The organism is Rhizobium ruizarguesonis (genome assembly GCF_017357285.1).
GTDB lineage: Bacteria > Pseudomonadota > Alphaproteobacteria > Rhizobiales > Rhizobiaceae > Rhizobium > Rhizobium ruizarguesonis.
Map to the genome: position 1 here is coordinate 4,160,421 of NZ_CP071678.1, position 12,783 is coordinate 4,173,203.

At 60.5% G+C, this 12,783-nt stretch carries 12 protein-coding genes; all 12 read right to left on the reverse strand.

The features are described from left to right. Positions 1–387: 387 nt before the first annotated feature. The 12 genes from J3P73_RS20465 to ybgC all read right to left on the reverse strand — a co-directional run bounded on the left by J3P73_RS20465 (position 388) and on the right by ybgC (position 12,770). Positions 388–627 (reverse strand): hypothetical protein, encoded by a 240-nt coding sequence (locus tag J3P73_RS20465; RefSeq protein WP_024323077.1) that lies wholly within the window; start codon positions 625–627, stop codon positions 388–390. A 308-nt stretch (positions 628–935) separates the two neighbouring features. Then, complete coding sequence (glmM, locus tag J3P73_RS20470; protein WP_018068990.1) at positions 936–2,288, reverse strand: phosphoglucosamine mutase; 1,353 nt, start codon at positions 2,286–2,288, stop codon at positions 936–938. Between the two features lie 241 nt (positions 2,289–2,529). Next, positions 2,530–4,461, reverse strand: coding sequence for an ATP-dependent zinc metalloprotease FtsH (gene ftsH, locus J3P73_RS20475; RefSeq protein ID WP_017961979.1), 1,932 nt, complete (start codon positions 4,459–4,461; stop codon positions 2,530–2,532). A 96-nt stretch (positions 4,462–4,557) separates the two neighbouring features. Beyond that, complete coding sequence (gene tilS / locus J3P73_RS20480) at positions 4,558–5,964, reverse strand: tRNA lysidine(34) synthetase TilS (protein WP_018068991.1); 1,407 nt, start codon at positions 5,962–5,964, stop codon at positions 4,558–4,560. A gap of 11 nt (positions 5,965–5,975) precedes the next feature. Then, positions 5,976–6,962, reverse strand: a complete 987-nt coding sequence (ybgF, locus tag J3P73_RS20485; protein WP_130692669.1) for a tol-pal system protein YbgF — start codon at positions 6,960–6,962, stop codon at positions 5,976–5,978. Positions 6,963–7,125: 163 nt separating this feature from the next. Next, positions 7,126–7,659 (reverse strand): peptidoglycan-associated lipoprotein Pal, encoded by a 534-nt coding sequence (pal, locus tag J3P73_RS20490; protein WP_130692671.1) that lies wholly within the window; start codon positions 7,657–7,659, stop codon positions 7,126–7,128. A 152-nt stretch (positions 7,660–7,811) separates the two neighbouring features. Next, the gene (tolB, locus tag J3P73_RS20495; RefSeq protein ID WP_130692673.1) at positions 7,812–9,122 is read right to left on the reverse strand and encodes a Tol-Pal system beta propeller repeat protein TolB; all 1,311 of its coding nucleotides are present in this window, start codon (positions 9,120–9,122) and stop codon (positions 7,812–7,814) included. Positions 9,123–9,144: 22 nt separating this feature from the next. Then, a complete protein-coding gene (locus J3P73_RS20500; RefSeq protein WP_130692674.1) occupies positions 9,145–9,591 on the reverse strand; it encodes a cell envelope integrity TolA family protein in 447 nt (148 codons plus the stop codon). Continuing rightward, complete coding sequence (locus J3P73_RS20505; RefSeq protein WP_130692676.1) at positions 9,592–10,737, reverse strand: hypothetical protein; 1,146 nt, start codon at positions 10,735–10,737, stop codon at positions 9,592–9,594. Between the two features lie 8 nt (positions 10,738–10,745). Continuing rightward, positions 10,746–11,201 (reverse strand): protein TolR, encoded by a 456-nt coding sequence (gene tolR / locus J3P73_RS20510; protein WP_003542730.1) that lies wholly within the window; start codon positions 11,199–11,201, stop codon positions 10,746–10,748. A gap of 18 nt (positions 11,202–11,219) precedes the next feature. Beyond that, positions 11,220–11,939 carry a protein TolQ gene (gene tolQ, locus J3P73_RS20515; protein WP_130692678.1) on the reverse strand — a complete coding sequence of 240 codons (720 nt, stop codon included), beginning with the start codon at positions 11,937–11,939 and terminating at the stop codon, positions 11,220–11,222. A gap of 375 nt (positions 11,940–12,314) precedes the next feature. Beyond that, the gene (gene ybgC / locus J3P73_RS20520; protein WP_018495087.1) at positions 12,315–12,770 is read right to left on the reverse strand and encodes a tol-pal system-associated acyl-CoA thioesterase; all 456 of its coding nucleotides are present in this window, start codon (positions 12,768–12,770) and stop codon (positions 12,315–12,317) included. Positions 12,771–12,783 lie beyond the last annotated feature (13 nt).

Below are 12,783 nucleotides of genomic sequence, written 5' to 3' on the forward strand. Positions count from 1 at the left end.
CCACTCCAAAATCCCGTTGCGTCGGCAGGCTGAATCGCCGCCAATCTGGTACGCTTCGTATGGATAATGAATTGGAAACGTTAAAAGCTGCTTAACTATAAATGAGAAGAAACGTTAAGAGACAGATTGGCGGGCAAGTTCCTCGATATGGTGAAACTCGGCCAAAGGCTGGCAGCTCCGGACTTGCCGAAGATTGCCAGCCGCAACGCCAAGAACCCCGCCCCGCCAAATCGCCCCTGCATAATTCCCTAAATCGGAATCGATTTAAGGAATTATGCAGCAACCAAAGTGTTACAGCGTCCTTTGCCCGTCTGAAAAGACGGGCGGCGCTGTAAGTTGGTTTCCTTCGCCATCAAGTCGGTCGGCTCCACTCGGCGAATCCTGTCGTTACTTCCATTGTGTCGCGTTTTCGGCGGCGCAGCCGTATGGCGGCAAGGAGGTGCCAAAGTTCGTTTTGAGCTTGGCACAGCCCCAGGCATTAATCGGGCCTGGCATGGCATTGTTGAGCGTGATGCCAATTTCGTCGTAAGGGCTGTCGGTGTTGGTGATGTAGCGATACCAGCGGAAACCGGTAAAGACGACGAATGCGAGAGCGATCGTCAGCAGCAGGCGCACCAATTTTTTCATGATATTTCCTTTGAATGCAAACGCCGCCGTGTAGCATCCGCATGTGGAGGTTGACAGCGCCGTCACCAAGACATCGGCAAATTTCCGTGGATGCCGTCTCAGTGCCCACTGCGCCCCGACATGCCGCGGCTGCGAGGCTTGCTCCCTACCGGAAGCCAAGCTGGCAAGTCACTGACATGTTGTCTTCGGAAGGGCGCGGAAACGGTTCCGGCGGGAAGTCGATCCGGAGTGGATCTTCGAACCGAAGGCGCCAATAACGAAAAAGTCGGCACTTGCGTACCGGCTTTTGACATTTCGTCCCGAAAAAATCAGGCGGCAGTCCGGACATTCGAGATCGTGCCGATCAGCTCGTTGACGATGCGCTCGATCTGGGCGCGGTCGTCGCCTTCGGCCATGACGCGGATCAGCGGCTCGGTGCCCGAGGGGCGGATGACGAGGCGGCCGTTCCTGGCAAGCTCGGCTTCGGCATCGGCGATCGCCTTCTGCACCTGGATATCCTCCAGCGGCTTGCCGCCGCTGATGCGGACATTGCGCAGGAGCTGCGGCACCGGCTCGAAGCGACGGCAGACCTCGCTGACGGTCCGTCCGGTGCGTTTGACCGCGGCCAGGATTTGCAGGGCCGCGACGAGACCGTCGCCGGTCGTGCCGTAATCCGAAAGCACGATATGGCCCGACTGCTCGCCGCCGACATTGTAATTATGCTGGCGCATATGCTCGACGACGTAGCGGTCGCCGACCCGCGTGCGGGCAAGCGCCATGCCGCGCTCATCGAGAAAGCGCTCGAGGCCGAGATTGGACATCACGGTGGCGACGATGCCGTTGCCGCGCAGCTGCTGGCTCTCGGCCCAGCTCTCGGCGATGACGGCCATCAGTTGGTCGCCGTCGACGATCGAACCGTTTTCGTCGACGATGATGACGCGGTCCGCGTCGCCATCGAGCGCGATGCCGATATCGGCGCGTACCTCGTCGACCTTCTTCTGCAGCGCGACGGGGCTAGTGGAGCCGCAATTGAGATTGATGTTGGTGCCGTTCGGCTCGTTACCGATGGTGACCACCTCGGCGCCGAGTTCCCAGAGCACGGCCGGTGCCACCTTGTAGGCGGCGCCATTGGCGCAATCGATCGCGATCCTCAGGCCTTGCAGTGTCACGTCGCGCGGCAGCGTGCGCTTGGCATGTTCGATATAGCGGTCATGCACGCCGTCGACGCGCTTGGCGCGGCCGATATCGTCGGATTTGGCAAGCTGCGCATTCAGGTCCTTTTCGAGCAGATCCTCGATCTCGGCCTCAATGTCGTCCGAAAGCTTGTAGCCATCGGGACCAAAGAGCTTGATGCCGTTATCCTCGTAAGGATTGTGCGACGCCGAGATCATCACGCCGAGATCGGCGCGCAGCGAGCGCGTCAGCATGGCAACAGCTGGTGTCGGGATCGGGCCGAGAATAAAGGCATCGAGGCCCGCGGCCGTGAAGCCCGCGACCATGGCATTCTCCAGCATATAACCGGAAAGGCGCGTATCCTTGCCGATGACGACGCGGTGGCGATGGTTGCCGCGACGGAAGATCGTACCGGCGGCAATGCCGACCCGCATGGCGAGATCCGGCGTCATCGGGAAGACGTTGGATTGGCCGCGAATGCCGTCCGTACCGAAATAGCGTCTTTTCATCTGCACTCCTGTGCTTTCCGCGCGCCATTCAAGGCAGCGCACCGTTCCAAGCAAATCCGGCTTCAGTGGAATGTCGTCAATCCAGGAGCGTGATTCATGCTTGCCTCAATTCAGCGGAATGCCACAAAATGCGGCGATCAGCACGTAAATTAGCAAGAAAAATGATTATATCCCGTTACCAATGGAAAAGGCCGGATCTCCGACGTCGGAAATCCGGCCTTGTTCAAGGCAGTGCCGCTGTTCAATGCGGCTGCGGTTCGAGGCCGCCTTCGGGCTCGTCGCCCTTCGTGGCAGGCCGTGCGCCGGCCTTCGGAACAGCCGAGCCGCGGCTCGGCGGCGAATCATCGCCGAGATCGCGGGAAGGCTTTTCGCCGCGAATCAGCGCCTTGATCTCTTCGCCGGTCAGCGTCTCGTATTCGAGCAGACCTTCGGCAAGCACGACGAATTCGTCGTGCTTTTCCGTCAGGATCGTGCGGGCCTGCGTATAGGCTTCGTCGATCAGGCGGCGCACTTCATTGTCGATCTTCTGCGCGGTTGCTTCCGAAACATTCTTCGACTGCGAAACCGAGTGGCCGAGGAAGACTTCCTGCTGGTTCTCGCCATAGGCGACCTGACCGAGCTGATCGGAAAAGCCCCACTGCGTGACCATGGCGCGGGCAAGCTTCGTGGCCTGCTCGATGTCGGAGGAGGCACCGGAGGTAATGTTCTCCTTGCCGAAGGTGAGCTCTTCGGCAACGCGGCCGCCCATCATGATGCAGAGGCGTGAGACCATCCACTTGTAGCTCATCGAGTAGCGGTCGCCCTCGGGAAGCTGCATGACCATGCCGAGCGCACGGCCGCGCGGAATGATCGTCGCCTTGTGCAGCGGATCGGCGACGGCGACATTGAGCGCGGTCATGGCGTGTCCGGCCTCATGGTAAGCGGTGAGCTTCTTTTCCGCCTCGGTCATCGCCGAGGAACGGCGCTCGGCGCCCATCATGATCTTGTCCTTGGCGTCCTCGAATTCCTGCATGGTGACGACGCGCTTGTTGCGGCGGGCGGCCATGAGGGCGGCTTCGTTGACGAGGTTCATCAGGTCGGCGCCGGAAAAACCGGGCGTACCGCGGGCGAGGATCTTGAGATCGACATTCGGCGCCAGCGGAACGTTGCGGGCATGCACCTTGAGAATACGCTCGCGGCCGACGATGTCGGGGTTCGGCACCACGACCTGACGGTCGAAACGGCCGGGACGCAGCAGCGCCGGATCGAGCACGTCGGGGCGGTTGGTCGCAGCGATCAGGATCACGCCCTCATTCGCCTCGAAGCCGTCCATTTCGACCAGCAGCTGGTTCAGCGTCTGCTCGCGTTCGTCATTACCGCCGCCGAGACCGGCGCCGCGATGGCGGCCGACAGCATCGATTTCGTCGATGAAGATGATGCAGGGCGCATTCTTCTTGGCCTGCTCGAACATATCGCGCACGCGGCTTGCACCGACGCCGACGAACATTTCGACGAAATCGGAGCCCGAAATGGTGAAGAAGGGCACATTGGCTTCGCCGGCGACCGAGCGGGCGAGCAGCGTCTTGCCGGTACCCGGAGGACCGACGAGCAGCACGCCGCGCGGAATCTTGCCGCCGAGACGCTGGAACTTCTGCGGATCACGCAGGAATTCGACGATTTCCTCGAGATCCTGCTTGGCCTCGTCGACACCGGCGACGTCTTCGAAAGTCACGCGGCCATGCGCTTCAGTCAGAAGCTTGGCTTTGGACTTGCCGAAGCCCATCGCGCCGCGTGAGCCGCCTTGCATCTGCCGCATGAAGAACAGCCAGACGCCGAGAATCAGAAGCATCGGCAAAAGTGTGCCGAGATAGCTGAGGAAACCCGAAGAGCCATCCGTTTCAGGACGGGCGGAAACCAGGACATTCTTCGACTGCAGGCGATCGAGCAGACTGTCGTCGATCACAGGCGAATAGGTCTGGAAGGTGGTGCCATTTTCAACATAGCTTCCGGAGAGACGGTTGCCCGTGACCACGACGTCCTTCACGCGGCCCGCATCGACCTCACGCAGAAACTGCGAATAAGGGATTTCGCGGGAGCCCGTCTGTGCCGGCGCCGTCTGGAACATACTGAAAAGGGCGATCAGCAGAAGCGCGATGATCGCCCACAAGGCGAAATTACGTAAGTTAGGGTTCATTGAACTCCCCAGCATGGAACAGCCGCCTCATGGCGACCGTCTTATTCGTTTCTAACATAGGGTTGCGCCGCGCGATTGCCAAGGCGACACCCCAGGTCAGATGGTTTTTCCGTCAATACTTCTTAAAGGCAGCCTCGCATAGGGCGCCGTCGCGAAAACAGCCGAAAGCCTATTGGCGAAGATGAAGTCAAATCGTGTCAAAAAGCGGTCGAAGGGTGCGAAATAGGGTGTCAGTTCGACCATGCGGGCGGATTCCTCAGATAAAAGGTTTCCTTCGGCAGATAAAACCGGCGCGGAGGCGACGGCGCGCTTCCAAGCGCCCTTGGGAAGGCGCTGCATACACTCCCTCATTCCTGTGCTGGTCACAGGAATCCAGCCACCGCGCGTCTGCGCGGTGATTGACTCAATAAAGCGTGAAGTGTCTTGCGCGCCCGAGTCCTTGGGCGCCTGGATCTCAATTGATGCGGCCGACCCATTGCGCGCATAAAACCTTCCATCCCAAACCCCGGCCTCTCCCGGCTGCAACACCAGCGGCAATATCCCCCGGCTCTCGCGCCCCAAATAAAGCCCGTCACGCCTGAGATCGAACACCACCCTGCCAACGGTCATCCGTCCCGGTTCACTGCCGGTGGCAGATGCAAGGATATGCGCCATATGCGCCCTCCCCGGCGCAAACGGCTGCCCACCGAAAACGGCTGTCAGACGGCCGAGTGCATAATCGAGGACTGCCCGATCCTGCCGCAGCCCGTCAGGCGTCACCTGTCCGAGCAGACCGCCGTGAAGCGTGAAATGACGATCCAGCCATTCTGCTCCCCTAGCCGAAAGAGCCAGCCGCGCTTCCCAAGCCGCGCGGATATTCCTCTCCGCACCTGCATCGGCCGAAAGCTTCCGGCGTGTCCGCACGCGCTCGTAGGTCACATCTTCGTTGCTCGGATCATCGATCCACGGCACGCCCCGCTCTTTGAGGAAAGCGCGGATATCTGCCCGGCTGGAAAAGAGAAGCGGCCGTAAAATCCAGAAGCGCCGGTTGAAGAGCACCGCATCCGCAATGCCGGTCGAAATCTGCTCCGTTCGCATCCCACGCATCTGCAGTGTTTCGCGCTGGTCGTCGAACGTATGGCCAGTGACGATGAGATCGGCTTCGAAACTTTCGGCGGCGGTTGCCAGCAGGCCATAGCGTGCCTCGCGGGCAGCCGCCATGATGCCGGTTTTCGGCTTGTCGCCCTCCCAGATCATGTTGGTGTGGGGAATGCCGAGTGATGTGCAGAGGGCTGCGACTTCACGCGCCTCGTCTGCCGAGCCGGCGCGCAACGCATGATCGACGGTCGCAGCGCAAAGGGACATCTTGAGATGGGGTGCGGCCTTCACGGCTTCATCGAGGAGAAGAAGCAGGCCGGTGGAATCGCTGCCGCCTGATATCGCGACGAGAATGCGCGCAGGGCTTTGAAGCGACAAAAGAAACTGGAGGATCGCCTGTTGAGGCGGTGCGGTTTCCGGAGACATTCCGGAAGCCCTTAGCAGGCGAGGCGCTTCTGTTCGCTCGCAACCTTGCTTATGACGGCGCGCGAGGCCTTCGGATAACGCTTCGAGACTTCGCGCAGCGTCGCGCAGGCCGTCTCGGTATTGTCGAGGGCGGCAAGCGACATGCCGAGCTTCAGCAGCATTTCCGGCGCCTTTTCCGATGTACCGTATTTCTGGTGCGCATTGAGGAAGGTCTTGGCCGCCTCATTGTACTTGCCCTGCGAATAGAGTGCTTCGCCGAGCCAGAAATTGGCGTCCGCCGCCCGCGCGCTGCTCGGGTAGTGGGTGATGTACTGCGTGAATTCCTGTTCGGCCGTGCTGTAATCACCGGATAGCACGTGGCCGTAGGCGGCCTTGTACTGGTCGGCCTCGCTGCCGAGCGAGGCGGTCTGCTGTGGTGTTTTGCTATTGGCATCGGGAATCGGACCGGAACCGATGGTGGCATTTTTGTCGACGCTTCCGCCGATTGGATTGCCGTTCTGATCGAAATCGATCGAGCCGAGTTCCTTCGGCGGCTGGCCGAGGCCGCTATTCTCCGGCACGCTGGTGGAGGGAGCCGTTTCGGCTCCCTGCGGCGCTTGGATCACCTTGGCAATGTCATCGCCGCCGGAGGCGGCCGGAGCGGCATCGGTCTCGCTTTTCTTGACAGGAGCCTTCGTGGTACCGCCGGCACCGGTCTTTTCGAGCTGCTGGAAGCGGAATTCATTGTCTTCCTGCTGCTTGCGGATCGTCTCCTGCATCTGCAGAAGCTGAAAGCTCATCTCCTCGATCCGGCCATTCAACTGCCGCAGTTGCTCTTCGAGCTGCTGCACGCGGACCTCCGCGTCGCCGCTCTGCACTTTGACAACAGGCGGCGCCGCCTGGTTTTCCGCGGATCGGCCGCCGAGATGTAGCCCGAAGAACGAGGCGGAATAGGCCGCTCGTTCGCTTCCGGTCACAGCCGCGAGGCACAGCATGCCTGCCACGACAAGTTTCTTCATATGTATCGTCCTGTCCCAGTGATTCTTCGCACCTCGATGGCACGAACAGGAGATTTTTCCAATTGCTTTCAAAAAGCAACGGAGTCTGGCCAAAGTGTGGTCAAAAAGAAAAGGCGGCCCCTGAAGGGACCGCCTTTCGAAAAAGCGAATTGTTGCTCGGCAATTACATGCCGGCGCCGCCAAGCACGGTAACCGCGCGGCGGTTCTGCGACCAGCAGGAAATATCGTCGCAGACGGCGACCGGACGTTCCTTGCCGTAGGAGATCGTCTTCAGGCGCTGCGCCGGGACGCCGCGCGAAGCGAGATAGTCCTTGGCGGCAGCCGCACGGCGAGCGCCGAGCGCCAGGTTATATTCGCGCGTGCCGCGTTCGTCGGCGTGGCCTTCGACGGTGATCTGGTAGTTCGGGTAGCGGCCGAGCCACTGGGCCTGACGGTCGAGCGTCTGCGAAGCATCGGCGCGGATCGACGAGGAGTCGGTATCGAAAAAGATGCGGTCGCCGACATTGACCGTGAAGTCCTGGGCCGAGCCCGGCGTTGCAGCGCCGCCAGCACCGGTGCCGAGGCCGAGGTCGCCGGCGCTGTTCGGCGGCTTCTTGGCGCAGCTTGCGAGCGCGAGGCCGGCGAGAAGCGCGATCATGATGGGGTTGCGGGCGAAATTCTGCATGCGGCTCATTGCCGGGGTATGAATTCGGCTCATGGCCGGTCTCCTTGCGATTTCATCAGGGTTTCCGGACAGTAACCGCACTCGGTTAACCGCCCCTCAAAGATTATGGTTAACAATTTGCTACTTTGTCCCTTGGCCGCTCGGTTCCATGACTTTGGGGCGACAAGAAGGCAGCAGCGCATCGCCTACTCCATAAGCGGCGACCAGGCCGGGTCGGAGCCATAGGTCGGCGTCTTCACGAGCTGTTCGTTGTAACCGGTCAGATCGATCGAATAGAGCTGCGGACCGCCCGACCCCGCCGCCTGGCGGAAGAACATCAGCACGCGCCCGTTCGGCGCCCAGGTCGGGCCTTCATTGTGGAAGCCGGTCGTCAGGATGCGTTCGCCCGAACCATCGGGTTTCATCACGCCGATCGAGAACTTGCCGCCGGCCTGTTTGGTGAAGGCGATGAGATCGCCGCGCGGCGACCAGACCGGCGTCGAATAGGAGCCGTCGCCGAAGGAAATACGGGTCTGGCCCGAGCCATCGGCGTTCATCACGTAGATCTGCGGCTTTCCGCCGCGGTCGCTTTCGAAACTGACGCGTGCGCCGTCAGGCGAATAGGAGGGCGAGGTGTCGATCGCCGCCGTCGAGGTCAACCGCGTCGTCGTGCGCGAGCGCAGGTCCATCGTATAGATGTTGGAATTGGCATCCTGCTGCAGGCTCATGATCACCTTCTGACCATCCGGCGAGAAGCGCGGCGAGAAGGTCATGCCGGGGAAGTTGCCGACGACCTCGCGCTGCCCGGTTTCGAGCTGCAGCAGATAGACCCGCGGCTGCTGGTTGGCAAAGGACATGTAAGTCACTTCCTGCCGGCTCGGCGAGAAGCGCGGCGTCAGCACGAGATCGCTGCCATCGGTCAGCATGCGGATGTTGAAGCCGTCCTGGTCCATGATCGCGAGCTGGCGCTTGCGCTGCTGCTTGGTGCCGGACTCGGAGACGAAGACGACGCGCGTATCGAAATAGCCTTCCTCACCAGTGATCTGCTTATAGATCGCATCGGCGATGATATGGGCGACACGCCGCCAGTTCTCCGGCTGCGTATAAAACTGCTGGCCGGTCATCTGCTGGCCGGCGAAGGGGTCCCAAAGGCGAAACTCAGCGCGAAGGCGGCCATCTGCTTCCTGAGTGACGCGACCGGTGACCAGCGCCTGGGCATTGATGACCTTCCAGTCTTCGAAACGCGGCGCGGCATCGGGATTGGAGATCTTCTCGATGAAGGCCGTTTTGCTGATCGGCGCGAAGAGACCGGAACGCTGCAAGTCGGCGGCGATGACCTGCGAGACCTGCGCGCCCATATCGCCCTGCAGGAAGTCCGTCACCGCAATCGGCAGCGGTTGGACATTACCCTTTCGAAGATCGAGAGTGAGCACCGCGTTCGCCGGCGTCGAAAAGGCTGCGACCCCAATCAGGCCTGCAATGACCATCAGAGCGCGGATGAGGGAACACTTGACCATATCAAACAAGCCTTTCAGCATCTTATTGGGTAAGAGCGCTGGTGTCGAAGTTCAAAATGACTTCCTTCCAGGCATCGTATTTATCTTTTGGAAGCATCGTAAAAGGAGCTGAGCGACGAATTGCGCGAACGCCGGCATCGGTAATGCTTTTCTGCGTGCGCTCACTGCCACCGCTGACCTCGACGTCAGGGACGCCTACGATCTGGCCATCCCTATCAAGCTTTACGTGAACCTTCATATGTACGCTGCCGAGGTCTTTCTGCCTGAAATCGACAATGAAGTTATTCTCGATCGCATGCCGCATCGCATCGATCTCCGCGCCAGCGAGATGCGTCGCAGTGGCACTGCCATTCGCTCGACCGGCCGTTTCAGCACCCGCATTGAGTGGAAAGATGGAGCAGCCGACGATCCCTGTCAGCGCAATGTATAGTCCGAAAGATTTCGCGAAATGGAGCGTATTCCTCGGCATTTAAATCCCCATATCGCTGGGATTAAAGTTAAGGACGACCTCGTTCCACACGTCATACTTGTCCATCGGGAGCGTCGAGCGGAACGAAGGAGCAGATTTCATCACGGCACGGTAAGCGCCACTTTCCAGCGCACGACGCGCTGAATCGGTGCTGCTTCCGCCGGAAGACTCGATCTCGGGCTGGCCGATAATGTTTCCCTCTTTGTCGAGCTTGAAATGTACCGTGATGACCATGCCGGAAAGGCCTTCCATTCCGGGAGTGATAAGCCAGTTACCCTCAATCAAACCCTTTATTGCATCTTCTTCGCTCTGGCTGAGCTTCGAGCCACCGTTGCTTTTCTTCGCACCCAGCGATGCCTCTTGTGTCGAGCGCTTGGCGCCACCGGCGGAAGGATCCGTCTTGTTCAGCAACGCCGCAACGTCGTCGGCATTGAAATCGCTCTTCATCGATGAGGCGGATTTCGCCGTTTCCTGCTTCTTGTCCGCCTTCTTCTTGTCGGTCGGCACGTCGGCAGCCTTCGGCTGGTCCGGGGTCTTTTCCGGCGGCTTCTCAGCGGGCTTCTGTGGTTCCGGCGGCTTCACTTGCGGTTTGGCGACAGGGGTCGGCACGTTGTCCGGCAGCGCCTCGGCATCCGGCTTCGGCGGCTCCTCAGGCTTGGCCTGCTCTTCCGGCGGTTTTTCTTCCGGCTTCGGCGGTGTTACCTCGACCGGCTTCGGCGGCGGAATGGAAGCGACCTGCTTCGGCTGCTCGACTTCCGTTTCCTCCTTGACGATCTCTTTCACCTCATTCGGCTTAGGATCGATCTTCGGCATCGGCTTTTCGCTCGAATTCGCCGCGGCCGCTTCGCTATTGCTCGGCTTAGCGTTCGGCACCGGAGGCGTCTTCAGGTCGACATTGTTGTCGCCGGCATTTTCGGCGGGCTGCGCGATCGGCGGCCGCGTCGTCGGCACGGGCGCGGAAGTCTCCTTCTTTGGAGCCTTTTTGTCGCCTTGCTGCATCTGGGTAATGGATTCCACCGGTACGAGATCGACCGGCATCGCCTCGAAATCCTCTACCTTGAAGGATTCCGGGGCACCGAGCGACACCATCGCCCAGGTGAGCACCAGGCCGTGCAAAACAGCAGATGTGATGACACTGGCCTTCATTTTGCGCGCTATTGGTCCTTCTTCTGCTGCGTCACGAGGCCGATATTCTTGAAGCCTGCGCCCTGGATACGGGCCATGACGTCGGCGATGACGCCGTAAGGCGCGGTCGCGTCGCCGCGCACGAAGATACGTTCGTTATAGCCGGTGGTGGCGATCGCCTCGAGTTTGGCGGCGATCTCCGCGGCCGGGATCGGTGTTTCCTGCAGGAACACCTCGCCGTCATTCTTGACGGAAATGGTGATGGGCTGCGTCTCGGAATTCAGCGCCTTGGCCTGCGTTTCCGGCAGGTCGATCGGCACACCGACGGTCATCATCGGTGCCGCGACCATGAAGATGATCAAAAGCACCAGCATGACGTCAACGAGCGGCGTCACGTTGATTTCGGAAATCACGGCCCTGTTCCGACCGCCGCGACGGCGGCGTCCGCCGCCCCCGCCGCCATTGCCTCCAACAGCCATACCCATGTCAGAATACTCCGTTGGTTACTGAGCGGCAGCGCGCGGCTGCAGTTTCTCGTCGATCTGGCGCGAAAGTATGGCGGAGAATTCATCCGCGAAACCTTCCATGCGGCCCGAGAGCTTGCCGGCATCGGCAGAGAACTTGTTGTAGGCGATAACCGCCGGGATAGCGGCGACGAGGCCGATCGCGGTGGCAAGCAGCGCTTCGGCGATACCGGGCGCGACGACCGCAAGGTTGGTCGACTTCGAACCGGCGATCGCCTGGAACGAGGTCATGATGCCGACGACCGTGCCGAACAGACCGATGAACGGGCCGGCCGAACCGATGGTCGCGAGCGATCCAAGCCGCGCGCCGAGAAATTCGGATTCGCGGGCGAGCGTCACGTCCATCGCACGGTCGATACGCATCTGCAGGCCGATCGGCGAGCGAGCGCCGCGTTCGAAGGATTTCTTCCACTCGCGCATGGCGGCCACGAAGATCGCCGCCAGCCCCGTATTGTTGCGTTCCGACAGCGAGCGGTAGAGTTCTTCCAGCGACTGGCCCGACCAGAACACCTGCTCGAACTTATCGAACTGGCGCCGTGCGCGGCCATAGGCCAGGTATTTGTCGATGACGATCGCCCACGTCCACACCGAGGCTGCGATGAGCCCGAGCATGACGAGCTTGACGACGATGCCGGCCTGCATGAAAAGCGACCAGAGGCTGACGTCCGTCGTTGCTGCTGCCAATCCTACTTGTTCCATTGGTCCAAAATCCCCGAATCCAAACGCCCGGTGCTGGACCGGGCGGCACAAACTGATCTCGCAAGAAGTGTCCGGCGGCCGCCGCCCAAAGCCCTGGTCAAACTTCCAAGCTCATCTTCCGCCTTCTTGCCGTCAAATTTGGTCAAAGGAAGGCGTGCACCGCACAAACTCCGACTTTCCCAGTAAGACACTATTATGGTTAATAGATCGTTAGTGCCGGACTGTGACAGTAAGCCTGTATTTGGAAGATTTCGTTCCATGGATTACTTGACCGGAGCAAGGTTCGGCTGCCGAAAGAGCGCTCATCCTGCGGCGCGGGAATTCCTTCACATAAAGTTCAAGTTTTGACAAGGCCCGATTTTTCGGCAATTCGGACTATAGCGGCGTGCTGCCTTCCAGAAATTTCGCTGCCAGTGTTTCCGGCAGCCGCCTCGGCCGCCCCCGGGCGTTGATGACGGCGATGATCACCCTGGCGGCGATCAGCAGCGTCTCGCCCGAGCGGATTTGCTGATTGAGCACCATCTTGGCGCCGCCGGCCTTTTCCGTATGCGTCAGGATCGTCAGCACATCGTCCATGCGCGCCGGGCTCTTGAAGTCGATCTCCATGCGGTGGACGACGAAGACGAGGCCCTCCTCGTCGGCGCTGACGAGCTCGCGCTGCTCGACGCCGAGGCAGCGCAGATAATCGGTGCGGCCGCGCTCCAGGAAATGCAGGTAGCGGGCGTGATAGACCAGGCCTGAGAAGTCCGTATCTTCATAATAGACTCGCTGGACGAGGCGGTGTCCGGCCTCCGTCAGCTCTCCCGAAATGGAAAAAGGGCGTTCCGTCATAATTTTCTCCAAA